The organism is Micromonospora sp. KC606 (assembly GCF_004348675.1).
Taxonomy (GTDB): Bacteria; Actinomycetota; Actinomycetes; order Mycobacteriales; family Micromonosporaceae; genus Micromonospora.
This window is the reverse complement of sequence record NZ_SMKN01000002.1, coordinates 1-25,395: the sequence shown is the minus strand read 5'-3', so window position 1 is coordinate 25,395 and position 25,395 is coordinate 1. Positions and strand designations below refer to the sequence as shown.

Below are 25,395 nucleotides of genomic sequence, written 5' to 3'. Positions count from 1 at the left end.
CGCCCTCTCAAACGCGGCACAAATCTGTCCACCGCTTATGCATCGCGTTCATATGGAGCCGGCAAGCCCACCCCGGGCCCGGCTCGAACGGGCTGTCTCCCTCTCCGTGCTACTGCGGCCCGTCCTCCGAGGATGAGGAGAAGTGGGCTAGGACAGGGTGTACGAGCAGGCGTTAGACCATGTCGTGACGAACAGTCCGTGGCCGTGGGGCCTGTGCGTGAGCGGAGGGCGGAACTGGTGGACCACGCGATCCGGCTTGGCCGGACCAGCCAGGCCTTGAACCTCACCAACTGACCTGGAGGAGGAGCAGGAACGGCGGGATGGGGTTCGCCACGGTGTTCACGTTGGCTGCCAAGACCACCAGCGCGGCCGCGGCGGGCACCGCCGTGAGCAGGCTGAGCAACCGATGCCGGCGCCACGCCACCCCCGACAGGCCGATGAGGACGGCTGCCAGGAGGCCAACCAGCACGGCCTTCACCACGTGCCACCGCACATACTCGTCGAGCATCACCTCCAGGGCGGGCGACACCGGGCCGTTCTCGAGCTGGTCGCGGAGCTGGGCCTGGACGGCGGCCAGATCGGCGTCGGCGGGTCCGGACGCCAGAATCGGCAGTAGCGTGCCGAAGGGCGACACGGCCCCCTGGACGTTGGCGATCAGCAGCACCGCCGCGGCGAGCGCGAGCGCCCCGATCGGCAACCGGAACCGCCGGAGCCGGACGGCCAGTGTCACCAGCACCGTGAGCAGCGGCAGTGCGATCACCACCCGCGCCAGGTAGTAGCGGAACTGGTGGTCGACGAGGTGCTGGAGGTCGGGCGGGAAGTTCGGACCGCCTGAGGCCCAGTAGGCGACAAAGGCGCGCGGGAAGTCGTCAAGCCGGCCGGGGCCCAGCAGCGGCGGCGGGGCGAGGAAGAACGCGGCGGTCAGGAGAACGGCCATGGTGAGGAGCCCGGCGTTACGCCGCCGGGCGGTGGTGGTGATCAAAGGGGACTCCTAGTCCAATCGGCTGCGCAGGTACGCGAGCACGGCGAGGACCCGCCGGTTGGTGTCGTCGCTGACCGGCAGGTTCAGCTTGGTGAGAACGTTGCCGATGTGCTTGGCGACACCGGCCTCGGTCAGGCAGAGGCGCCGGGCGGCGGCCGCGTTCGAGTGCCCCTGCGCGACCAAGGCGAGGACCTCGCGTTCGCGGGCGGAGAGCTTTTTGAGCGGGTCGCGGCGGTGTTGCATCAGCTGCCGTACGACCTCGGGGTCGACCACCGTGCCGCCCTCGGCCACCCGGCGGAGCTGCCCGGCGAACTCGGCCACGTCGCCGATGCGGTCTTTGAGCAGGTAGCCGATGGACCGGCCGGAACCCGAGGCGAGCAGTTCCCCGGCGTAGCTGTGCTGCACGTACTGGCTGAGGGCGACCACCGCGAGCCTGGGATCCTCGGTGCGCAGCGCGACGGCCGCCCGCAGCCCTTCGTCGGTGTAGTCCGGCGGCATCCGGACGTCGGTGATCACGAGCTCCGGGCGATGCTGGCAGACGGCAGCCAGCAACGCGGGTGAATTCCCGACCGCAGCCACGATCTCGACCCCGAACCGGGGCAGCATCGCGCTCAGCCCCTCCCGGAGCAGCACCGAGTCCTCGGCGATCACGACGCGCACGGCAGCTCCACCCGCAGGATCGTCGGGCCGCCGGCCGGACTCGACAACAGCAGCCGGCCCCCGGCCGCGGCGGCCCGGTCGGCGAGCCCGGTCAGCCCGGATCCGCGGACCGGGTCGGCACCACCGTTGCCGCCGTCACGGATCTCGACCAGCAGCCGGTCGGCCCTGCGCCGGACGGTAACGGTAACCTCGGTAGCGACGGCATGCTTCACAGCATTGGCAAGGGCCTCGGAGATCGCCGCATACGCGACCGACTCCACCTCCGCCGGGAGACGCGACGAGGCGACGTCGACACGTACGTCAAGGGAACTCGCGGTGGCCAACTCCTCGACCGCGGCCCGCAGGCCCAGTTCCCGCAGCGTGCGGGGGCTGATGCCGCGAATCAGATCACGCAGCTCGGCCATCAGCGTCTTGGCCTGGTCGTGCGCGGAGGCCATCGCGGCAGCGGCCGGCGAGGAAGGCGGCAGATCGAGCCGGGCCATCCCGATCTGCATGGTCAGGGCGACCAGGCGCTGCTGGGCGATGTCGTGCAGGTCGCGCTCGATGCGCAGCCGCTCGGCGTCGAACGCGTGCACCAGCCGAGTCCGGGACCGGGCCACCTCGACCAGTTCCTCGGACGGCTCCGGGTACAGCAGCATCCGGGCCAGCGCGGCGTGCGCCCCGCCGAACAGCGCGGTCAGGTAGAACAGGACCGGGATCAGAAGCAGCCCGCCACCGGCCCGTCCGACGATGCCAGCCAGGGAGTCCATGACCGAGATCCGGTGCTCCACCGAGAACGGCGTCGAGACGACGATCAGCCCGATGATTCCGAGCACCCCGAGCCACATCGGGCCGACGATGCCGAGCAGCAGCGCGTAGGCCACCGCCCGCCAGGTGGCCGGGTCGGTGTAAAGATCGCCGCGTCGCCTAGGCGACAGCGGGGCATCGCCGACCAGCCGCAGCCGCCACCGTTCGGCCCGGGCCATCGCGAGCGCCAGCCGCGGGCCGAGTAGCGCGAGCAGGCCAACCCCGACCAGCCCGAGGCCGGCCGCCACGATCAGATGGCCACTCGTACGCCCGGTGTAGAGCACCACGGCGGCCGAGAACACCGGCGTCAGCGGCACCGCCAGCAGGAGCCACAGAAGGCCGGCAGCCACCGCCGTCGTGGCGGCGTAGGCGAACCCGCGCCACGGCCAGGCCGAGACCAGGAACCGTCGCCCGGTCACCCACCGGAGCAGCGTGTCTGTCACGCGTCCAAAGTTAAGCGGCCGCCCACAACCTTCGACAGCGCGCTGGTCCAACTCTTGGGGTAGACCTAGCACTATCTATCGGGCGGCGGTCCGGGACCGGGGAACGCCGCCCGCCGGCCGACGGCTCATGGATAGGCGGCAAGTAGCGCCGTCAACCCGGGCAGCCGGACGTCCTGCACCGCGGCTGGCTCGGCCAGCGCCCGTTCCAGTTTTTCCCAGGCGTCGGAGCCCGGGTCCTAAGCCCCACATACACGGCACCGGGCGGCACCACCGGGTGATAGAGGTCCCCCTGCACGCGAACCCGACGATGTCCCCCCACGTCAGCAGCGTAATCGCCGACGACCGGCTCCGAACCACTCACCGGCCAACAAGATCGTCTCCGCCGTGAACGCCCCACCAACTCGGCGCGTGCCTGCGCAGCGTTCCCGAGAAGCGGGTCAGCAGCAGCCAGTCGGCGTCGAGGATCAGCGCGGCGTCCTCCGGCCGCTCGCCCAGCACCCGGGCCACAGACGCCAGCATCTCCCGCGTCGCCCGGTCGGAGGATTCGCCCTTACCCAGCCGGAAGCCAATGTTGACGTACCGCTCCGGTTCCCACTCCCACACCGAGCCGTCACCATCCTCGGCCTCGAAGTAGCCGTGGGAGCCGGCGTAGATGCTCACCGTGTAACCACACCGATCGCTGAGGTCCGCACTCAAAACCCGGGGCCTGCCATCTACCGCCGACTCCTCGACACCGCCCGGGGCGACGACGCCGGCCAGCACATCGAGAGGAATGTCGCCCGCCAGCGTCAAGCGGTACTCAGTCGCCATGGATAGCCCTTCAGTCTCGTCGCAGGATCTGGATTATCGCCCCGCTGCGCGTCACCGCCACCAGTTCCTTCAACCCCGGAATCGGCCAGTCGTCGAACTGCTTCTGCAACGATGCGAGATCGCCACGCCAGTCGTGAAGGTTCACCACCACCCGCTGGGTCTGCTCACTGGCGACCTTGTCGGCAACCCCACTCCACACGCCTCGCACGCTCTTCGCCGGCGTCGGGGAGTAGCAGTCGAAGACATGTCCCTCGACCAGGTAGTCGGGATCCTTGCCCGGCTTACCGGAATCACCGGTACCGAGCCGGGCTTCCGCGACCTCCTGCCTGGTCGGGTTCTGGTGGAGTAGGTATCCCTCGGCGGCGACGGTATCGGCACACTGGTTCTCCAGTTCCAGCGAGCGCCGCACGCGTTCGTCCTCCTTCGGAGGAATCCGGGTACGTCGACCGGTAGGCGAGCCGCCGCGCTCTCCGGTGGGCTTGCGCGTCCACGGCGTCGTCACACCCGTGCCGGTGGACGGGTTGGTGCCCTCCCGGGGGCACGTCACAGAACTGCAAACGCATAGCGCGACCGGTTGATCACTGATCGTAGAGGCCAGTTCCGCGCCCGAGTAGACGTTTAAGGATGCCCCCGGCCGAGCGGCTGGGGGCATCCTCGCGTTGGCCCGATGTACGGGCGCGGAACGCGCCGGGATCGCTGCTACATGTTGACTGGCGGTACGACCGCAGCCCGGCCAGGCTTGGTCGAGGTAACCGGCGGGATCGCTCCTATCGCGGCTGCCCACTGCAATTTGTTGTGGCTCTCATCCGGCATGCGTCCCACCCGACCCATCCGCCCTGACGAACGGCCCGCTGTCAGCGGCTTCACCGATCAGAATTCTTCGGCCACGTCGTCGGTTCTGGCAGCCCTCTCGCACCGGTGGAAGGATTGGTGACCATGACCGACGCTAGACCGCTGGGCGCTGACGAGGCCTCGTTCATCGCGGTGGTTCGCTCAGGCGATACGGCGCGGTTTGCGCTCATCACGGAACGCCACCGGCGTGAGCTGCAGGTGCACTGCTACCGGATGCTTGCGAACTACGAGGACGCCCAGGACATGACGCAGGAGACGTTCCTGCGAGCGTGGAACAAGCGGGAGTCGTTCAAGGGCCACGCTGCGCTGCGGACCTGGCTGTACCGGATCGCGACGAACGTCTGCCTTGACTTCCTGGAGAAGCGCAATGACCGCACACCCGTACCGTCCGGGCTGTCGGACTCCGGCTGCGAGGTGCTGTACCTGCAGCCGTACCCCGACCGGATGCTCCCCGAGGACCCGCAGGAATCGGTGGTGGCGCGGGAGACGATCGAGCTGGCGTTCATCGTCGCCGTCCAGCACCTGCCGCCGCGGCAGCGGGCGGTGTTCATCCTGCGCGACGTCGTCGGCTGGCCGGCGTCGAAGGCCGCCGACGCCCTCGATCTGACCATCGCATCGGTGACCAGCGCGCTGCAACGGGCGCGCGTGACGATGCGCGAGCAGCTGCCCGACCGCCGCCTCGACTGGCGGAGCCCCGCCGCCCACGAGCTGTCGAACGACGAGCGCGGCGTGGTGAAGTCGTACATCGACGCCCATGAGCGCAACGACCTCGACGGGCTGATGTCCCTGCTCCGCGACGACCTGCGCTTCGTGATGCTGCCCGAGGCGGGCACCTCGGTCATCACGGCCAAGGACGCGGTGGACGGCTGGGTCTCCGGTGGGCTCTTCCAGCCCGGCTACGACGACTGGCACTGTATCGCCACGACGGTCAACCGCATGCCCGCCGCCGCGCTGTACCTCCGCACCCCTGACGACCCGGAGTACCGGCTATTCGCCATCGCGGTCCTGCACATCGTCGACGGGAAGATCGCCGAGCTCACCGGATTCGACGCCACCGACAAACCATGGCTGGACCTGCCCCCGACACTGTGATCAGACAAGTCCCCGTCGTCGGCGAGTCCAGCTCCACGGGCCGGCGTCACCGAAGTCACCGCGGAATGAGCACCCCGACCAGCTGAACCCAACGCGACAACGCGAACACCACCGCCCCGCCGGCGTTGCCGGCGGGGCATCTTGCTGCCCGAAGAACGTCAGGAAGGATTTCGACCCGGCCTCACGAACCGAGCAACTGGCCCGTGCTCATCGCCTCGTCTCGTATCGGGTCAGCACGACGCCGCCGGGAAACGTCCGCGTCTCCACCAGGTTCAGGTTCACCCAGCTGTCCAGGGCCGTGAAGAACGGCGTGCCGCCACCCACCAGGACCGGGTATGTGACCAGCATGTACTCGTCGATCAGCCCGGCCCGCATGGCCGCTGCGGCAAGTGTGGCGCCGACGATGTCCATCGGGCCGCCGTCCTCGGCCTTGAGCCGGGTGATCTCGGCGACCGCGTCGCCGGTGACCAGGCGGGTGTTCCAGTCGACCGTGCTGGTCGTCGAGGAGAACACAACCTTCGGCATGTCCCGCCAGCGGCGGGCGAACTCGATCTCCGCCGGGGTGGCGCCGGGCTGCTGGTCGGCGGTCGGCCAGTGGGAACTCATCACCTCCCACAGCTTGCGCCCATACAGCGCCAGGCCCGTCGCCCCCACCCGGTCGGACCACCACTGGAACAGCTCGTCGCTCGACGACGAGTCCGGTCCCTCACCCCCACTCCAGCCGAGGTCGTCGCCGGGCGCGGCGATGTAGCCGTCCAGGGTCACATTCATGCCGAAGGTCAGTTTCCGCATCATGCCAGCCTCTCGTAAGTCGATCCCATACGTACAGACGGGCGCTGCGCGAAAACCTCATCGGTGCGCGCTGCTGGCAGACACAAGGTCACCGCGCAGGCATGGCCAGCCAACCGGTTCAGCGGACGCAAGCTGGCCAAGGGCACGCTCCGTTCCTACGAGTCACACATCCGGCTCTATTTGAGGCCGCACCTCGGGCATCTGCCGCTTGATCGCCTCCGTGGCGTTCACATCTCGGCGATGTTTGACGCGATCGACGCCGACAACGAGTTCATCCGTGCGGCGCGGAGGTCAGGAGACCCGGATCAACGCGCAAAGGTGAAGGGGCGACGGATCGTAGGGCCGGCGACCAAGCAGCGCATCCGAGCGACACTGCGTAGTGCACTGAGCAAGGCCATCAAGGCCGAGCGGTTGATCTCGGTCAACCCGGCGGCATTCGTGGAGCTGGAATCCGGGAAGCGTCCGAAGGCGCGGATGTGGACGGACGCCAACGTCGCCGCGTGGCGCGAGAACCGATTTCGTCGCGCTACGGTAGCGATGGAGCTACGAGCGGCGCGCGAACGGCGCGATGCCTCTACAGCAGCCCGTCTCGTGGTCTAGATCGACCGGCTCGACGAGACTGAACGCCCTTCTCCCGTCATGGTGTGGACAGCGGAACAGACCGGGGCTTTTCTGGACTTCGTCTACCACGACCGCCTCTACGCGCTGTATCACCTCATCGCCTACCGCGGACTGCGCCGCGGAGAGGCATGCGGCGCGAGGTGGATCGACCTCGACGCGGCTTCCCACTCGCTGATCATTTCCGAACAGCTCGTGCAACTGGGCTGGGAGGTCGAGGCGGGCAAACCCAAGAGCGACGCGGGAGGCCGCATCGTCACCCTGGACACAATCACGAACGCGGCGATCGAGACGTGGCGCAAGAGGCAGATCGCGGAGCGACTGGAGTGGGGCAGCGCGTGGACAAATTCGGGGCGGATCTTCACCCACCCCGACGGCAGCGCGCTGCATCCGGCCGAGGTGACCAAGGCATTCAACGGGCGCGCCGCCGCCGGCCTACCACCGATCCGGCTGCATGACCTTCGTCACGGTGCCGCCACACACGCGCTGGAGGCCGGCGTCGACATCAAGGTGGTGCAGGAGGAACTGGGGCACTCAACCAGCGTGCTGACCCGAGACACCTACACCAGCGTCTCTCCCCGCCTGGCACGCGCGGAGGCCGAACGGGTTGCCCAGGCTATCCCCCGCGCCGTCCAGATGGCGCCAGAGGCGGCAACCGGGACGCTCGGTCCCCCTTCGGTTCCCCTTGGGCCGAAAACGAAGCTGCGCGCCCTTCCCTCAAGGAAGAACGCGCAGCTCAAAGCTGGTGCGCCGCCAGGGACTCGAACCCCGAACCCGCGGATTAAGAGCCAGCGTCGAACCGATGCCTCGCGTGCCTGCGGGTCCCACCAGTCCACGCATCGGCAGGTCTCGGCTGATCCCACCGGACGCACGTACCACACAATCCATACGACGCCGACCCTGTCCACGGCGACCGAGCACCCGCCGAGCACCCGGATGTGCGACCATCCGGTTTCCGGAGTGTCAGCCATGAGCGGTCGATCAGCCGTTACTTGTACACGCCCATCGTCGGTGCCACCAACCCGAAGCGAGTAAGAGGACATCGCTCGCCAGCCCGTCACAATGATCAACGACGGAGTCGGTGGCCGGGGTGTGCACACCATTTGGAATGTCGGACGTCGCGGCGAGACCGACCCCAGGCGCAAGTCAGTCGAGGAACCCAGTCACCGGACCCACACCGGTCAGAAGGCCGGCAGCACGACCATAGCGGACCATCTCCTGGTCGAAGTTCGTGTGCTGGTCCCGCATGTGCGCGACGCCGGGGTCGTCCGGGAAGCCCCGGTAGGTGGCGAACATCGCTCCGGCGCGCTGCGCAGCCAACAACCCCGTCAGCGCCGAGGCGCTCACGTCGATAACATTCGCGGACCAGGCCGCCTCGTCTCCGTGCCTGCTCATGCTGTCCGACAGCCCCCACGCGCGGGCGTGCACGGTCCCGGACAGCAGGTCGTAGAGGGCGGGCAGGTCACCGAACGCTTCCGGCACCAGAGTGCTGACCTTCGTGCCCGTCGAGGTCTCCTCGCCGCCGCGGACCACCCGCACGCCCTTGAGGCGTGTGCCTGGCCGGTCAGCGATCGTCTCGATGCGCGCATCCTCCAGCCGGTCAAGGAGTGCCTGGCGCCGCCGCTTGATGCCGTCGCCGGGCGCGGCCATATATGCGGCTGAGGGAACATGCTGGGCGGCCTTGATCGCGAGGGTCGCGTCCTCGACCAGGAACGCGACGCCGCGACCCAGCCGGGTGGCGAACGGCTCGCCTTCAGCGAGCAGCCACCACAGCCATGACGCCGACTCGACGGCTCCGCGCGTCAAGGCTGCGTGCGCGTAGACGGGAGCGCCCTGCTCTCGCACGTGGGTCAGCAGCAGTCCAAGGGCGCGTACGTGGTCGGCGACGTGCACCCCCATGCTCATCGCGGTGAGCACGCAGTCGCGCCAGATGTGCCGGCGGGCCCGGGCACGGACCATCGTGTTGAGCGCCCGGTCGTCGCGGTTGCACCACGCGTCCGGCGCTGGGGTGGCGTCATGCACGCGGGTCAGGGTCTGCTGCAACGTGTCGGCCTGCTGCTGACAGGCGCGGGCCGCGCTCAGCAGCAGCCGCATGGCACGGTCGGGCACCACTTCCCCCTCACCATCCGCCACCATGAAGGGGCGAACGAGGTCATCGTGCACCTGAGCACCGGTCTGGCGCCTGCGGTTTTTGCGCCGGGCTGGTCGTGGCTTTCATCCTGCGGCGGCGAGGTAGGTAAGCAAGGTTCTGGACAGCGGGGCCGCGCATCCGGTGTCGGAGCAGGGCTGATCGCAACTCCATATCGTGAACGCGAATCATTGGCGGTTCGTCGCTGCTATGCCCCGGTAGTGGCCTCACGCAGTCTGCGGAGGCGATCGAGGAGCTGAGGCGGCTTGACCCCGGGAGCATGTCTCTGCCGCGCGAATCGTTCAAGCACGGCGACCTCGGCAGCGGGGTCACCCAGTCGGGCGAATATGATGGCGGCCCTCTCGTAGTACCAGGGAGCCACCCCGTATCCGTTGATTCGTGAGTCGTTCTCCACCGCGTCGATGCATCGGACGGTCAGGAGCAGCGCCGCGTGGACGTCGTTCTTCTGCATCGTCATGATTTGGTCCGTGAGGGTGTGCGGCTGGCGGCCGTCGACCAGGCCATCTGTCGTAGGCGCACACCACAGTGGGAGGCTAGTGCTGTCCGACCACGTACGGCCGTCTCCGCCGCTGACCTTCTCGGTCCAGCCCTGGCCGTCCCAGAATCGGTAGGTCCACCGCCCTGACGGGTCCAGGTACCAGCCAGCGATGACCTGCGGTACGCGTTGAGTGGGCACGTGCGCCGCAGCAGCCGGTGTCGGCACCGTACGGGGCCCGGTCCCTTCGGCGCCCACGGCGGCGGCTGTACTGCCGGTCTGCTGGGATGCCAGGGAAGGCGTGGCGGCGGCCCCGAGTATGTCGTCGAGGGTCAGATCGGAGCGGATAGGTATGGCGAGTTCGCGTGCTCGCGCGACCTTCGTGTTGTCCTGGTCAGCGGCAGCGACAACGGCGGTAACGACGTTGCGGGTCAGGTTCAGCGCCAGAACGAAGCCAGCTTGGGTGAGGCGATCACGGACGTCAGCGGACACGGACGGGCTGCACCAGACGCGTTGTCCCCTCTGCTTGGCGGCCTGGATGCGGTCCGTGGTCTCTATCTCGGGCGCGGTGAGGTCCGCGAAGTAGTCCGGTTCACCGAGAAGTCGTGCGGCCATGACGAGTTGCCGGTACTCGGTGCTGGTCAGGATGTCGTCGGCGAGTGCCGCGTCCCGCAGTCCGTCGAGGTAGCGATGATGCAAAACGCGTACCTGCTGGGCGCCCATGCCGGACTGCCCGGCCAGTCGTGCCAGCGCCTTGGCTTCGACGCCGGTCAGTTTACCGTCGCTGAGTACGCTCCCGACGGCGGCGAGGTACGCCTCGGCCGACGCGGGGTCGGCGTCGCCAGTGGAGTAGGGCAATTTTCCTAGCAACGACTGGATCCAACCGTCCGCGCCCTTGCGCAGGCCGGTGACCCGGGTACGTGGCCGGGCATGGCGCGGGTACCGCGGCAGCGGAACAGGAGCGGACGGGAACCGCAGGGCGGGCGCGTGGGCCAGGAGTCTGGGTAGAAGCTGGGCGGTTGCCCGGGTGTCACCGAGAGCGGTGTGGGCGTCATGCAGCTCGATGCCGTACATCGTGCAGCAGGACACGAGCTGGAAGTTCGGCGCGGCCAGGACCTGTCGGGCCAGCCGCAGAGTGCACACCGCCGGCAGGGGCGCGGTGCTGATGCCGACTCGAGCGAACTCCTGCGCGATGAACCCCTCCTCGAAGCGGGCGTTATGCGCCACCGCCACAGCGCCGTCGAGCCTGGACAGGATCTCCCCCGCCACGTCCGCGAACGTCGGCGCTCCGGACAGCATGTCTGCGGTGATGTGGTGGACGAAAGTCGGACCTGGGTCGCGGCCTGGGTCGACGAGGGTGGCCCACTCGTCGACCACCCGACCTCCTTCGACGCGGACCAGGGCGATCTCCACGATCCGGTCGGACGTCGATGACAGCCCGGTCGTCTCCACGTCCACCACCACGAACGGCACCTCACCCAGGTCGACACCGCCCCTTCCGCCCGCTGACCCGTAGGCGAACAGTCCGACCGACGACATGCGTACCTCTCTATCTCGACAATTCCGCTTGATCATGGTCAGGGCGGTGGGCCTACCGGTGATCCGGCGGACCGCCTCCCCGGGCGCCGGCCGCCCAAGGCCTCGGCATGTCACGTGGTCGCGACTGGTTGCTCCTGCGCCTCGGTGAGGCTCTGCCGGTACTCCAGGGCCTCCGGGACCTCCTCGTACTGCAGCAGGCTGCCGGTCAACGCCAGCAAGTGTTCCTTGGCCTCCTCCGGCGTGGCGTAGAAGAACTCGCGACGGTGGTTGACCAGGTTGACTCGCCGGTCGGCCAGCCGTGCGTGCATCTGCGCCTCAATGCCGACGGCATCCTCGGAAAAGAACAGGGCGTGGACGTCAAAGTTGAAGGGCACCGAGGCGTCACTGAGTTCGCGGACCCGGTCCAGCGGGTCCAAGCGACGGGTCATGCCGACCTTGACCATCTTCTCACCGAACGCGCCGAGGTTGGAAATCACGTACACGTAGCCGGCCCGGACGTTGGCGGCCCGCCGGTCGACGTCCTGGATCGCGGTGTCGATCTGCGCCAACCGGTCCTGCATCTGGGCGGCACCGTCGGCATCGCCCTTGGACTGCAAGGCGGCCAAGGCGTTGGCATAGTGCTGGCGTTCCTTGTCGAGCCGAGCGCGTTCGCGTTCGATTTCCTGCTGGGCGCGTCGCTCTTCGCGCAGCCGGGCCTTCTCCTCCCGATCCCGTTCCTTCTCCTCGGCCAGCTTCTCCTGGTAGTCGGCCGTGAGTTCCAACTCCTTGACCCGCAGCCGGTGGTAATCCTCGGCGATCCGAATGTCCATCGTCTTGCCGAGCTTGGCGATGGTCGCCGCCACCTTTCCCAGCCGGTCGACGGCCGAGTCAAGCTTGTACGGCCTCAACCCTCGTACCAGGTTGTCCGCCTCGGCGTTGTAGGCGCGGAGCATGAGCTTCGAGAAGTCCCGGAGCATGACCCGGCCCTCGGCGGCCGAGCCGTTGACCGTCCATCCGGTGGCGGCCTTGACCGCTCCCCCGTCCTTCCTGGTCATGGCCTTGATCTGGTCCTGAAGCCGGCTGAGCTGGCTCTGGTAGGCAACCGCGTCCGACAGGGGATGCCGGTACTGATAGACACCGGCTTCCTGCAGCAGTGCGGCCTCCTCGGTGACCACGATCTGCTGCCGGAGTCCGCGCAGGTGCCGGTCGAGCTCGGCCTTCTGGGCTTCGCCCTTCGCTGTCAGGTCGGCGACCTCACGGCTGAGTCGGACCCGGTGCTGCTCCAACTCCATCGCGGACAGCACGCCGAGCCGTGACATCTCCGCCCGCAGGCCCGTCAGCTCGACGCGTGCCTGGTCCAGCTCGCTGCGGAGCTGGGCATTCTCCACAGCCAGTTCACGCGCCTTGCCCCGGGCACCGAACAGAGGAATGTCCGGACTCCCGTTGCGCTGCTGTGGGCCGACTGCGGGATCACCAGCAGCCTGCGCGGCGGCCGTGACGGGCGCCGCCGGGGCCGGAGCCAGCAAATCCGGAATCCACAACTGCCAACCCGGCGGAGGAGGGCCCCAGGCGGGATCCGGCGTCCAGCCCGAAGGCGGCACCCATCCAGCAGGCGGCGCCGGCCAGTTCGGTGGTGCGTTGAAACGGTAACCCATTGTTCCCCCCAGGCATCACCACTGCCCGACGAAAGTAGCGCCGTGGCCCTCGGACGGACATCGACGACTCAGATCGGCAGGTCAGCCATCCAGACGGCCACAGATAGCCGAGCGGGGACTTCAGTCTGGTTACCGACAGAAGTGAGCGTTGCTGTAAACCGAGGGTCACCTAACCGTGCCGGTATGCCTACCGCATCCGGGGTTTTCGAAGTCGTGAATCTTCATCCTGGGCCGGCACCGGTGTCATGTCGTACCGATGCGGAAGAATGCACGGAGGTGGTGCGGTCGTCGGACGAGGATGGCCTGCACGATCGCGGTCGCGTGGCGGGGACAGCAGCGCAGCTTGGTCAGGACTTTCCAGCACTTGAGCGTGGCGATGGCGCGCTCGCCGCGAGCGCGGATACGGACGTGTGCGCTGTTGACGGCCTTCTGCCCGCAGGACAGCTTCGGCCGATGCCGGTGACGCTTGAACGGGGTGGGCACGCTCCCGCCGGCTCCTTGGTAGCCCTTGTCCGCGAACGTCATCACGTCGGCGCTGCTCAGCGCGTCGATGATGCCGTCAAGGCGGGCGGCGCTCAGGCCGTCGGTGGCGCCGGGCAGCGCCGGCGAGGCCCAGGCCAGGCGACCTGCTGCGTCCGCGATGACCTGCACGTTCACGCCGTGCCGCTTGTGTTTGCCGGAGTAGTAGGGCTTCTGGTCGGCGACCCGGTCGATCGGGATCAGCGTGCCGTCGAGGATCGCGTATGCCAGCTTGCGGATGCGGCCCATCGCAGTAGCCAGATCGTCGGCGGCTGCGGCGAACAGGTCGACAGCTTCGCGGACGTAGCGCCAGGCGGTGGCGACGCCGATGCCGAACCCGGCTGCGAGGCGGGTGTAGGTGTCGCCACCGGGATCGACGCTGCTGGCGGTGGTTACGGACAAGGTCGGCGAGGTGGTTCAGAGTTCGGCTGGACAGCGGGATCGTGGCGGGGTAAGACAGCACGGCCAGGCTCCCGATCGGGGCATCGGATCTTGGTCGACTGCTGTCCTACCTAGCTAGAGCCTCGCCCTCACCGATCTCCGGGGTCCTCGCACCCGCCGTGACCAGCGTGATCACGACGAAAAGGGCTCACTGCTGCCGGTGGCGTGATTTCAACCTATTTGCGCTCTAGCTCCCGTAGCATCGCGGGCAGCGCCGGGAGAACGTGTTCATACAGCGTCTCCTGCTCACAGCAGTCGCCTGTCTTGGAGATTGCGGCAGCCAGCTCACGTAGTGCGAGGGGCCCGTTCAGGGAAAGCGCGGCGGCGATTTGTCGCGCCATGGCCAATTGCCGATCGTCTTGGATCCGTTTCGTTCCGGCGCGCCACAGGTTGACGCACATGCCAACGGGAGTTATCTCCCTGCCGAGCTCCCTCTCAAGGTTTGCGATCATTCGTATTCCGTACGCGTCCAGGTCTAGCCACGCTGCCATGGGGAGCTTCAGATCCGCCAGGAACCTCATCAGCCTCTTGCTGGGGTTTCCCTGATTCCAGACGCACAGCCACCGGTTGGTAACGCCGTCCAATAGGCACACCTTCTCAAACGCCTCGGTATTCTCGACTAAGAGAATGCCGCGGGCTGTGCAGTCAACATATCCGAGTGTTCTTACGCCGTGGGCTGGCACAGCTATCCACGGTCGGGCGGCAGCAGCGTCGGCTACAGTTCCGTCGATCACCCATGCGAGCGGGCCACTCAACCTGATCGGTATGTCGGCCTCGTCGACCGCTTGGTCAAACGGCCGGTGCACCAGATTGGCGAACGCAAGGCGGCGTTGGTCGGTCCATCCTTTCGTATCGCCGAACGCCTGTCCGGCGAGCTGCTTGGCCGCCAGGCGTCGACCTTCACGGTCAGCTGTCCACCAGACGCAGGCGGCCCTCATCGCTAGTTCATACACTGGCCACGAGGTCGTACCGGCTAAGGTTCCGCTGGGCAGGCGCGGAATCGGACCATCCGGAGTCGCCTGCAGCAGTGCCCTTTCCGAAGCCAGTTCCGGGACGCGTGCCATTAGTTCGAGCAGTTCAAGTTTGATGCGCCGGTTGGCGGCCGTCCGGGCATCTAGGCGGAGCTGTCTCTGTAGCAACGGCTCGCCGGTCAGTGCCACGACGATATCGGACAGCCCTTGCTGGGCTGGGCCGGCGCGGAGTAGCTGGTCGAGGCTCGCCAAGTCGACCCGGATGCTTCGTCCGACGTGGCGAGTCAGCCGCCGGCCGAGAACGGCGCCCAGCTCCGATGCCGTGGGGAGGTCAGTCACCTGGATGGTGATCGCTCCGCGCGGCTCCGCGCCGGTTCGTTCCAGCTGCCGACGGACCCGCTGCCACAACATGCTCAGCTCGGGTCGATCAAGGGCGCGTCGAACCGGTTCGGGGAGTGATGCGATCATGAGCTGCGCCGGAGCTCGATGCCATCCCAGGTGGTGTGTACGAACGCGATACCGGGAGCGCCCTTCGGCCGGAAGATGTCATAGACCTGCATGCGGTCGATTTTTGGCGAGAACGCCGACCCGCCTGGCCAGGTAATGATCCAGTCCATGTCGAGGTCGGCAAGCAACTCCAGCAGTCGGGTAGTGGTGGGGTCGTCGAGGCGTTCGAACGCCTCGTCGAGGAGGACCAGCCGCAGCGGATTGGCGCCCGGGACGGTGAGCGCGTCGTAGAAGGCCGCCGCGGCAGCGAAGAGGGTGACGTACGAGATTAGTCGGGTCTCGCCTGACGAGAGCCGGCGCAGCAGCCGATTGCGCGACTGACCATCTGGCCCGATGTCGCGTACGCGGACGGTGAACGCGTACCAGGTGCGGTAGTCCAGGGCCTGAGCAAGAACCTGGCTGTAGCGGGCGTCGCGGAGGTCGCGTTCGGCCTCAATGCGCTCCTGAAGGGCTCGGCGCAGCTGGGCGTCCTGTTCCGGGCTTCGGGTGGCGAATGACTTCCGGACCAATGCGAGCGCCTCACGGGTGGCGTCATCCAGCGCGGGTGAGGGGTCCCAGCTGAGTTGGACGTGGACGCCCTGGCTGGACCGGGCGTCGGCCAGGATTGCGTTCATGCGACCGCACAGGTCGTCGGCGGCGTCGATCTGCCGACGCAGGTGCTCGGCGAGGTCGCGCAGCAGGTACTCCTCGAGAATCTCCCGGTAGCGGGTGTCGAGCTGTTCCTTGTGCTCGGCAAGACGGTGGGCGGTCCGGCCCGCGGCAGCGGCGATGGGACGGGCACCTTCACCGTCGCTGACCAGCACGGTGAATACGTCATCCTCGTTCCGCACGGTGGCGTCGTGGCCGTCCGGGAGATGCTCGCGGAAGGTCTGAAGCGCGTTAATCAGATCTGCCTGCTGCAAATCCGAGTGCCAGCCGGCGGCGGTCTGCAGGGCGCTTTGCCGATCGACGGGCGGCTGCTCGTCTCCATCGCTTGCAGCCGCCCAGACGCCGAGTGCCCCGGCGGCGGCGGCGAACCGTCGCTCCGACTGCGCTAGCTCGTCCCGTTTTCGTTGTTCGTTCGGCTCGTCAGCCTTCTGGGCGGCCTCCAGCTCGATCACCGCCTTAACGGCCTTGTCCCGCTCTGCGCGCAGCCGGGGAAGGGCCGTGCGCGTGCGCTCCAGCCTCTGACGCAGCTGTGACAGTCGCCTGTCGTACTCCTCTCGGTCGATACCGAGGCTGTCGACATAAAGCGCCATCGCCTTGGCGGCCTGAGCGTAATCGCCGTGGGAGGTGGCTGCCTGATCCTCCGCCTCCTCCCGATCTGCGAGGGTCGCGGTGTAGGTCTGCATGGGGGCCGCGGCGTCGTGGATTGCCGGAAGGTAGAGGTCGTTTAGGTTCGCGGATAGCGCGCCTGCTGCCTCGATCGCGCTGGTGATCTGGGTCAGGCGCTGCCCGAGCGCCGCAGCTGCGTCCGGCAGGTTCACCTCGGCTGCCTGGCGACTCAACTCGCTGTGTTTAGCCTGCCATAGCCCCTGGGCCTGAGCGTGCGCCTGAATCTTGGCTTGAGCCTGCAGCTCCGCCGCCTCGCGGTGCTCCCCAACTGCTATTGCCGTCGCGTGCGCGGCTACGACCGGGGCGGTGTCCGGAAAGTTTTCGACATGCTTCTCCCAAGTGGCAAGGTGAACCTCGGCGTCTCGGCTGCGCTGCTGCTGGTTGGTCAGGCGACCGTCGAGGTCCTCCAAAAGTGCGAGCAGTTCCGTGATCCTGCGCTGGCGGTACGCCTGCCGGGTGCTGGCCCCGATGTGCTCGGCGACGTCCTTGGTCCACGCGCCGGCAAGGCTGCCCGCCCGCCAACGACCGGTCAGCGATACGGCAAGGCCGCCATCGCCAGCTTCGGCCGGGTTATCGGCGATGCGGACCCCTACCAGCAGACGCGCCACGGCGTCGGCTGCCACGGAGCAGCCGTCATCGGGTGCGGGTACGAGCACAGAGGCCAGAGTCGGCGAGGGTCCGGCGTTGGGCGGTGCCGTCTCGGTGACCGCCAAGACGTCGTGGAGGTCTGGGTCGGCGATGGTCCCATCGGCGGCGACCCAGGCGTCAAGAAGGCCGCTGGCCTGCAGCGCAGCTTCCAACCCGGCCCGCTGCTGCTCAGTTACATGCGGGTGAAAGTCGACCAGTTGGTAGAAGGCCGCACCTGGCCGTTCCTTCCTGTCAGCCGAGGCGTACCGGAAGGGGGGTGGCGGAGCATGGACGCCAAGGCGGCGGGCATGCAATTCATCGGCGACGCGTTCTCGCTCCTCAGCCATGGTTTTGAGATCCAACCCGGCTGCGCTAGCGGCATCGCGCGCGTGCGCGACGGCCGGGGCAGCCCACGCCCGATGAGCGGTGCGGCTTTCGGCAGCGCCGCCTGGGTCGTCAACGAGATCGTCCTTGCCCGGTAGCGAAGGCGGCTCGCCGAGATCCACAGCGCTGGCTGGGGCGGCTTCCGCCCACCTGCGTGCCGCGTCAAGCCAGTCCTGGGCGGTCGCCGTGGCATTCTCCACCGCGATGCGGTGGTCGGTGGCGGTCTGGTCGGCAGCCGCGGCTGCCTCCTCCGCGTGTGCCTTGAGTTTAGTGATCTGCTGATGGTCCTGCTCTAGTTGAGAGGCGGTGCGCTGCAGCGTGGCAGCAAGAGCATGTCGTTCATTGGCGGCGTGTATCGCGCGTTGGGTTTCGGCGGCTACCTGCTGCACGGTGGTAGTCAGCCCGTCGAAGTCGACAGGGGGCGGGGCCACTCGCTCGACGGATCCCGGGGCAGCCTCGGGGCCGACATCGATCTGGACGTAGTCGGTGCTGCGTGTCAGCTCGGCGGCTGGTGGCGCGGGTGGTGCCGGCAGCAGCCGCGGATCCAGCCCTGCCCAGCCGAACCGCTCGCAAGCGTCCTTAACGGCCTGTACGGTCCCTTCCGCAGCCCGCTTAACTGACAGGAGCACGGACAGCACAGCGCGGGCGGCGTTGTTCTCGGCGTTGCGGCAGTTTGTCGCGTTACGGAGGGCGGATTCTGCCACTTGTTGTAGCGCATCGACGAGTTGGCGCCTGACGTTGAGGTCTCGGTACTCCTGGTTGCCATCCAACTCCCGGACCTGCGCGTTTAGCTCCCGCTCTAGACACTCGTGCGCCGCAACGTCCAGCGCCGCCTTGTCCCTTACCCGGCATTGCTGGCTCACCTCTCGGACACGCGCCTCGACTACCCGCAGGTGGCCGGTGAGCGCGCCCCGCGCTTGGACAACGGCGTTGGCACGGTCACGAAGGGCCCCGGCCGCGTAGGCGGCGTAGACCCTGAGGAACTCCGACAGCGCCCTATCGGCCTCGCGCAACCGCCCGATGTTCTCCCTGATCGCTTCGAGGTCCTGGAACTGGTTCGCCAGCCGCTTGACTACGTCGGGATCCAGTGGTGGCAGCGCGCGGCCGAGGTACTCCTCTAGCTGTCCCTCCACGGCCTTGACACCGACATCGGGATTGCGGAGCGTCCGTTGCAAGTGAAGCAAGTCGTCGTAGCGGTGTAGGTCGCCGATGCCATAGACAACCGTGGCAATCCGTTGCTGCATGGCCTTCGGGTCCTCGTCGAACACGGCGTCAGCACCGATGCGCTCCTTGAGTCCCTTTTGGTCCAGGGGGGTCTTGTCGGTTCCAGCCAGATTGAAGTCAATGCCGACCCGAGCACCAGTCACGAACCGCCACGAGCTGGCCACACCCTGGGTGGTCTTCGATGCCTTCACCCCGATACCAGCGGTCAGGAACTCCGCACCGCCATCGGGTACTTCACGGCGTAGCTCAATCCAGGCGTAGCCGATGCGATTGGGTCCCTCAGCGTAGTCGTCGAGCATCAGCCGCCGGATGCTCACTGTGTCATACCCTTTGGCTCCGAGATGGTGCAGATCGCCATCGAGGCACAACGGCAGCAGCAGTTCCAGGGTCCGGGACTTGCCCGACCCGTTGGTGCCCTGAAGGATTACCCGGCCGCCCGCCAGGTCGAGCGTGCGCTCGCCATACTCCCAGATGTTGACGATCCCGCCGCGGTACAGCCGCCAGCGCGACCCGTCCGCCTGAGCCCCCGGACTGACGATCACCAGGGCACCTCCCCCTCGCCGAAAAGGGTCAGCTCATCCACGTTGTCTGAAGCCGCCGGCTCGGCAGCGTTGCTCTTTTCCTCGACCTTGGGCAGCCAGCGGTGAGCGGCCGGTACGAGAACCACGACGTCGTCGGAGACGCGTCGGGCGATGCCCACTTGCAGTACCAGGCCGGTCACTTTCGAGGCCAACGCGTCAAGGTTGGCCAACTCGCTCTTTGCCCAGCCCGATGGGTGTCGTTTGACCAGGTCGGCACAGACCGGTCGGATCTGACTGACGCTGACGGCGTGACAGCCGTCGACCTCGCGTGGTTTCGACATGGCCAGCAGCGGCTCCAACGCCAGCAGGGCCATCCGAGCCACTGTCGAGCCGCCGGGAAAGGACAGATCAGTCAGGTACTCGTCGGGATCGGTCGCCACCATGCCCTCGGCTCGCGCCTCGACTTGGAGGCCGAAGTAGCGATCCAGCCAGTAGGACTCCTGCCGATGATGATAACGCAGGTAGTCGGCCTCCTCGATGGGCAGCTCAGCGTACAGCACGACCGGATCCTCTGCGAGCCGACGACGAGCCAGCACGCCAACGACGCGGCCGACAGCGGGAGGTTGGTGCCCGGCCCGGTCGGTGGAGTCGACGTCAGAAGTGCGCACCGGCCGCCCCATCAGTCCCAGCAGCTCTGCATCGACTGTTATAAGCGCCTCCTCGGGACCGCCGGATGCCACCGCCGCTACGCTCCCTTCGGTCTCCTCCAGCACGCCCAGTGTGACCAGGTGACGTAGGGCGGCCGCCAACGCCCGGAGTTCGACCGGGTCGTCGCTCACCGCGATGCCGGCCTCGGCCGCAGCTCCGCGCACGTTGGCCACCAGTTGGGACAGCAGGACCTGGCGGCCCACCTCCACCAGCGCCGCGAGCGTCAGGGCCAGGTACGCATAGCTGCGCGGGGTGAACCCGGACACGCCGCGTCCGCCACCGTCATCGCGCTGCTTGAAGAGACGGGCGAAACGGCGCTCCACCCGCAGTGGGTAGCCGAGGTAGGCCGCGAACAGCCGGCGCAGCACAGCCCGGTGCCGGTACAGCAGGGGTAGCAGCTCCGCCTCCGGCCCGTCGGCGTGCAGCAGAGGCTGCCGCAGCAGCGCACGCGCGCACCTGCGGACCTGGGCAGCCTCGATATGCGGCAACTCACCGAGCAGATCCATGTGGCGGCCCCGCTCATCCATGCGGCGACTCCGCTGCCGACGCCCCTTCGCAGACCTCGACATGGACAGCCACGTCGTGCAGCGTCAAAGTGCCGTGCGCGGCCCGGATACGACACCGGACACCGGCCAGCGGTCCCACGCGTACGCGTAGCTGTGAAGGCGTGTGCAGGAATTCGCCAGCGCCATCGACACGCTCTCGGTGACTCATCGCACGGCGCAACAGATCGTAAAGCACGTCCAGCGCACCGGCCGACAGGGTAACCTCTTCCAGCCGAGCCGCCGCGGCTCGCAGCTCCGCGTACGCCGCCTCACGCCTTCGGGCCTGCTCCTGGGCTTCGACCAGCGCCAGTTGCTCACCGAGAGGATTCTCTACGATCTTGGCCGTGCGGCCTCGCGCGGCTCGATCGCCCCGACTCGACATAGACACCGGGACCGGCGTCCTCATCCCGTCGCGCCACGGCGTCGTGGGCAGCGTATCGTCCACGTCCGGCGCTAGGAGCCAGTGTCGCGCACCCCACACACCAAATGATTCAGCGTATAGGCCGTGCGCTTCCTCTACTGTGGATTCGTCGAACCGGCGGGCGAGCCGAATCAGTTCCGTACGCCGCCCCGGCGCGATGTCTCCTCCGCCGGTTGCTCGCTTGACATTGGCCAGCAGTGACCCAATCGCCTTCGCCGTGGCCTCGCGGAGAGCTCCGACCTGACTGACCTGCCCTGGTCGCTCGACGAACCAGTCCGTTAGGCCACGCCAGTCGCTCATCGAACGGCCCCGGGCGCGCTCGACCGACTCTCCCAACTCGGCGGTCGGCGCAAGGAGCCGCAGCACCTCCGGCAGCGCCGTTTCGAGCGTGCCTATGGTCTCCGCGATCGGTGTCGTGTGCCGCATGACATCGTCGACAACGAGCTGGATGTACTCGACCAGCAGCCCACGGAACCCAGCGATCTCCTCCGGATTCAGGTCATGCCGAGCCACGACCTGTCCCACATGGGCATAGAAGTCACGCACCGTGGCGGCCAGCTCAGCGTGCTGAAGGAACAGGGTGGTCACCTGCTCGGACAACCGCTCCCGCAACTTCGCCACCGCCGACGAACCCGAGCCGTGTAGCTGCTCAGCCACCAATGCTGCGGATATGGTGCCCGCCGCATCGTCCAGGCCACGCCGGATCGCGGGCAGTAGCTCTCTCGAAACCTCCCGAGCACCCTCCGGAATCGCCAATAGCGCCTCGGCCTCGCGATGTATCCGCAGCGCAAGTTTGTCCACCTGATAACGGAGGCTTCCGTGCGCGAACTCGGCAATCGACTTAGCGTTCGCTTCGCGCCGGCCGGGAACGAGATTTCCCCACTTCCTCAGCTGGGTAAGGCGGTCCACCACGCGGTCTACTGACGATTCCCCTGGCTCGATGCGACCGTCACGCTCGGCAGCGAACAACGCGTTTGACACATCAGTCGCCGATAAATCCGCGAGCAAGGTCGAGGAGAACACCCGCATGATGGCGAAATAGGTACGTGGGAATTCCCTGGAAGTCAGGTACGAGTATCGACGCAGACGACTCTCTACATCGGAAGGGTCTCCAGCGACGTCGCCCTCTGCGTCCTCCACGTGTCGTACCGTAGCGAGCGACAGTGCCATCCCGGTACCCCCATTGATGTGGACCTTCCAGGAATCAGCAGGCGAAGTCGCGTGGACGAGCGACCTTGCGCTGCCGCTCGCTTGGAGACGCGACGCTCAGGGAATGCGGCTTCATGCCTGGCTGGGCACACCTCCCATACGCCAAAGACGCTGTCCGGGGCCCACCGCCAGCGCTCCGCGCCGCCCTCCCGCACCGCGGCCTGCCCGACCCCTTCGATGCCAACCGTCCTCACCACCGGACCGCCACCGCTGCCGCCAGCCGTGCACCGCAGTCTGCAACACCCGCAACCGCCACGCAATCTCCGGCACCGACACACCCTCGGCGAACCACCCCGCAGCCTGCCGCCGCACCCCCTCCCGCTCCGCCCGTCCCCGCGCGGACAGACCATTACCATCGGGACACCTCATCCCGCAGGATCTACCCCAACTCCACACGATCACGCCACCAGCCATCCGCAATGGACAAAGCTGGCCTTGCAAGAAGTTTGGTAGAGCCGCACAGGCGAGGTGACGCCGGTCAACCGGAGATGTCGTTCCGGCGACGCACCACCTTCGCCATCGCCACCACTCTCGGTCGACCCTGCACCGAGAAGCCCAGTCCGTGCCGGAAGATCTCCGGAATCCAGTACTGGTCACCTTCCCGAAACACGACACCATTCGTGTCCAGCAGCCGCGCCTCCTCGCTGCTGAGGCCGACGGATTCCAACCGGAACGGCACCTTCTTCTGGTTCACGTCAAGGTCCCGTAGCCGGTCCAGCAGCTTCTTCACCGGTGGATTCTCCAGCCGAATCGCGTCGATTTTCTGCTCGCTGCACTTGGGGAGGGCGTTGCGCATGGCGGTGGGGGCGAGGATCCGATCCGACCAGCGCGGGTCGGCTCCCACCGACTCCTCCGCGGCCTTGGCGAGAAAGGCGACGATGTCCCGGGCCTGGATCTGTCCGCGGAAGTCGGAGAGCGCGGCGAAGAACCACACCTCAGAACGGGCCTCCTTGGACTTGGCACTGCCCATCTTCTCGCCCCAGATGGCCGACATCAGATGGGAGAGCCGGGACTCGGTAGCGGTACGGACGTCCTCGCCGGAGACCTCCGGGAGGCTCCTGCCCCGGTGGCACACCCACGCTGCCAGCCGCAGCGCCTCCTCGGTGTTCCAGCGCAGGGCGTACTTCTCGTACCGCTTCTCGAACTGGCCGGGATTCTGTCGGATGGCGGCCAACGCCAGATCCCGCCGGACAAACGCCACTAGGCCGAGCGGTCGACCGCGCAAGGTGCGAAGCCACTCCGGGCAACCGACCAGAAGTGCCTGGAGGGCGTCCTGCTCCCGGCTCTTGTCGGCGAACGACGGGAACAGGTCCTCAAGGCCGTCGAGTACGAAGACCGCGGAGTGGTCACGGGCAAACGCCGTGAGGATCTCCTCGGCGGTAGCGGGGTCGGCGTCCAGACCGATTGAACGGGCGAAACATGCCAGCCACACCCGACGCCAACCGACCTGGGTCAGTTCCTGGACCTTAGCCTCGTCGATCATGTCCCGAATCGCCCCACGGTTCACCGGCTCCCGGCCACTGAGGCTGCGCGCCGCCGCCGACCGTCGCTCATCGATCATTGTCGCCGGGGCGGGCAGCAGGTTCGTGGAGGCCAGAACCGGCACGGTCGGCACGGTCAGCGAGGCGTTGGGCACCCCGGCGGCCTGTACGAAGGACGCCCAGTCGGGGCGCTGGCACAACTGCATGAACGTGAAGGTCTTGCCGGCCCCCTTGCCGCCGATGACGATCTCCACCGGCAGTTCCGTCCGATGGGCTTCGGCGAGATTGCGGAGAGCGTCCGTGGTGAGGAACTCCGATTCGGCGGACCCTTCCGCATAGATCATGGCGTCGGCGACTCTGGCGAGGTGGTTCCTCACCTCTTCCACCGAGGCCAGCTCGACCTCGACCCGGGCGTGAGCATTCGTAGCAACGACGGGCAGCGCCTCGACCAAGGTGGTAACCACATCGGCGAGACGCAGGCGGGCGATGAGCTCCACCACCTCGTCCCAGGAGGCAGGGAGGTTGAGTAGACCAGGTTCGAAGCGGCTTGTCATTAGCGGGATCGCCGCGTCCGCCGCAGGCAGGTCGTCGTGTAAATCGCCAGCCCGGCCGGACATTTCGAGTGCGCCGTCCCTCAGCTCGGCCACCACGTCCGCCAGCCGATCACCGTGGTCCACCGCATGGAACTGCGTGAGGAGCAGAGCACAGTCCGGGTCGCCAGGCTGTTGACTGGGGGCACGACGGCTGAGCTCACGGAGGATCTGGCGGGTGCCTCGGACCGACTGGTCGCTGATGGTGGTGACGAAGACCCGGAGCACTCGGGGATCAAGCAGCAGGGGTGCGCTCAGCTCGCTCGATCCTGCCCGCAGATCGACAAGTACGGTGTCCGCGCCGACCGCGTGCCCCAGCTTGGCCAGGGCTTCGGTTAGCACGTAGGGGTCGCGGTCCGTGGTGAGTAAATCAACCGGCTCGATGCGAGGTGGGGCAACCCGCAGGTGGTCGCGACGGGCGGGCATGACCACCACGCCATCCAGCTCCTGGTTGGCCAGGAACTTCCGACCCAAGCTGATGGCTTCGACGTACGTCGCATCGGTTGCCCCGTGTACCAGAGCGAGGAAATCCTCATAGGCGAAGTCGATGCGCGTCGAGTCGGCCACCATCCAGGTGATCCCCGGTGCTTCGAGGTCGGCGTCGACCAGCAGTACCTTCCGGCCGAGTTCGGCGAGACGTCGAGCCGTGGCGACGCAGTGGAGGGTGCGGCCGACCCCGCCCTTGAACGAGTGAAAGGCGACGATGGACACGTCGTGCGGCAGGGCTGGACGTGGTGCGGGTAGGGCACCGGCCAGGTCGGAGACCACCCGGCGGTCGTTCCAGCGCGGTCGACGCTCCGCCGGGGGCACCTCACCAGCGGCCTCGATCTCGATGGCGAGCGGTCGCTGGGGGCCGTCCGGGCCAGTGTCGTCGAGCAGCAGCACGCCACGGTCGGGCTCGACGGTCAACGGCCCGAGTGCGTCTCGCAGCCAGATCCAGACCTCGTCCGTCGACACCGTCGAGTCGACGACGAAGCGGGCACTGTCCCAGTACGCGTCGACCTCGTGCAGCCAGTGGGGCCAGCCGCCGTCACGCGCAAGATCGGCGAAGTACTGGTTGACGTCCAACCAGGTGAAGAGGTGATCGGGGTGGGCGGGTAG

At 67.5% G+C, this 25,395-nt stretch carries 18 protein-coding genes and 1 pseudogene; 3 read left to right on the top strand and 16 right to left on the bottom strand.

Annotation, left to right across the window (positions count from 1 at the left end; translation table 11 throughout):
• Positions 1-283 precede the first annotated feature (283 nt).
• The 5 genes from E1193_RS01070 to E1193_RS32745 form a co-directional block, all read right to left on the bottom strand.
• Positions 284-982, bottom strand: coding sequence for a hypothetical protein (locus tag E1193_RS01070; RefSeq protein ID WP_132179289.1), 699 nt, complete (start codon positions 980-982; stop codon positions 284-286).
• Between the two features lie 9 nt (positions 983-991).
• Positions 992-1,588 (bottom strand): response regulator transcription factor, encoded by a 597-nt coding sequence (locus E1193_RS01065; RefSeq protein ID WP_243707209.1) that lies wholly within the window; start codon positions 1,586-1,588, stop codon positions 992-994.
• Between the two features lie 41 nt (positions 1,589-1,629).
• On the bottom strand, positions 1,630-2,871 hold the full coding sequence (locus tag E1193_RS01060) for a histidine kinase (protein WP_132179287.1): 1,242 nt from the start codon (positions 2,869-2,871) through the stop codon (positions 1,630-1,632).
• Positions 2,872-3,228: 357 nt separating this feature from the next.
• Positions 3,229-3,681, bottom strand: a complete 453-nt coding sequence (locus tag E1193_RS01050) for a SitI3 family protein (protein WP_132179285.1) — start codon at positions 3,679-3,681, stop codon at positions 3,229-3,231.
• Positions 3,682-3,691: 10 nt separating this feature from the next.
• Complete coding sequence (locus E1193_RS32745; protein WP_132179283.1) at positions 3,692-4,090, bottom strand: hypothetical protein; 399 nt, start codon at positions 4,088-4,090, stop codon at positions 3,692-3,694.
• 527 nt (positions 4,091-4,617) lie between these two features.
• On the opposite strand from E1193_RS32745, the gene E1193_RS01040 reads away from it, so the two are divergent.
• Complete coding sequence (locus tag E1193_RS01040; RefSeq protein ID WP_132179281.1) at positions 4,618-5,625, top strand: RNA polymerase subunit sigma-70; 1,008 nt, start codon at positions 4,618-4,620, stop codon at positions 5,623-5,625.
• A gap of 207 nt (positions 5,626-5,832) precedes the next feature.
• Here E1193_RS01040 and E1193_RS01035 read toward each other — a convergent pair whose 3' ends face one another.
• A complete protein-coding gene (locus tag E1193_RS01035; RefSeq protein ID WP_132179279.1) occupies positions 5,833-6,417 on the bottom strand; it encodes a dihydrofolate reductase family protein in 585 nt (194 codons plus the stop codon).
• A gap of 63 nt (positions 6,418-6,480) precedes the next feature.
• On the opposite strand from E1193_RS01035, the gene E1193_RS01030 reads away from it, so the two are divergent.
• Entirely contained in the window at positions 6,481-7,017 is a 537-nt protein-coding gene (locus E1193_RS01030) for a hypothetical protein (protein ID WP_132179277.1), read from the top strand.
• 39 nt (positions 7,018-7,056) lie between these two features.
• Positions 7,057-8,070, top strand: a complete 1,014-nt coding sequence (locus E1193_RS33615; RefSeq protein WP_132179275.1) for a site-specific integrase — start codon at positions 7,057-7,059, stop codon at positions 8,068-8,070.
• Positions 8,071-8,181: 111 nt separating this feature from the next.
• On the opposite strand, the gene E1193_RS01020 is transcribed toward E1193_RS33615, so the two are convergent.
• From E1193_RS01020 to E1193_RS00975, 10 genes and pseudogenes are all read right to left on the bottom strand, one after another.
• Positions 8,182-9,129 carry a hypothetical protein gene (locus E1193_RS01020; RefSeq protein ID WP_132179273.1) on the bottom strand — a complete coding sequence of 316 codons (948 nt, stop codon included), beginning with the start codon at positions 9,127-9,129 and terminating at the stop codon, positions 8,182-8,184.
• A gap of 242 nt (positions 9,130-9,371) precedes the next feature.
• Positions 9,372-11,198 carry an exonuclease domain-containing protein gene (locus tag E1193_RS01015; protein ID WP_132179271.1) on the bottom strand — a complete coding sequence of 609 codons (1,827 nt, stop codon included), beginning with the start codon at positions 11,196-11,198 and terminating at the stop codon, positions 9,372-9,374.
• A gap of 110 nt (positions 11,199-11,308) precedes the next feature.
• Positions 11,309-12,718, bottom strand: a complete 1,410-nt coding sequence (locus tag E1193_RS01010) for a DUF4041 domain-containing protein (protein WP_243707200.1) — start codon at positions 12,716-12,718, stop codon at positions 11,309-11,311.
• Positions 12,719-13,075: 357 nt separating this feature from the next.
• Positions 13,076-13,814 (bottom strand): annotated as a pseudogene (locus tag E1193_RS01005) (transposase family protein).
• A gap of 154 nt (positions 13,815-13,968) precedes the next feature.
• Positions 13,969-15,174, bottom strand: coding sequence for a Wadjet anti-phage system protein JetD domain-containing protein (locus E1193_RS01000; RefSeq protein WP_279433279.1), 1,206 nt, complete (start codon positions 15,172-15,174; stop codon positions 13,969-13,971).
• Between the two features lie 53 nt (positions 15,175-15,227).
• Positions 15,228-19,361, bottom strand: a complete 4,134-nt coding sequence (locus E1193_RS00995) for a TIGR02680 family protein (protein WP_165945565.1) — start codon at positions 19,359-19,361, stop codon at positions 15,228-15,230.
• Complete coding sequence (locus E1193_RS00990) at positions 19,358-20,554, bottom strand: TIGR02678 family protein (protein WP_243707208.1); 1,197 nt, start codon at positions 20,552-20,554, stop codon at positions 19,358-19,360. The genes E1193_RS00995 and E1193_RS00990 overlap by 4 nt, the downstream gene beginning before the upstream one ends.
• A gap of 13 nt (positions 20,555-20,567) precedes the next feature.
• Positions 20,568-22,154 (bottom strand): DUF2397 domain-containing protein, encoded by a 1,587-nt coding sequence (locus tag E1193_RS00985; protein ID WP_207922485.1) that lies wholly within the window; start codon positions 22,152-22,154, stop codon positions 20,568-20,570.
• A gap of 141 nt (positions 22,155-22,295) precedes the next feature.
• Complete coding sequence (locus tag E1193_RS33910) at positions 22,296-22,592, bottom strand: helix-turn-helix domain-containing protein (protein WP_347877000.1); 297 nt, start codon at positions 22,590-22,592, stop codon at positions 22,296-22,298.
• A 109-nt stretch (positions 22,593-22,701) separates the two neighbouring features.
• A partial coding sequence (locus E1193_RS00975) for an AAA family ATPase (protein WP_132179261.1) occupies positions 22,702-25,395 on the bottom strand: 2,694 nt, incomplete at its 5' end.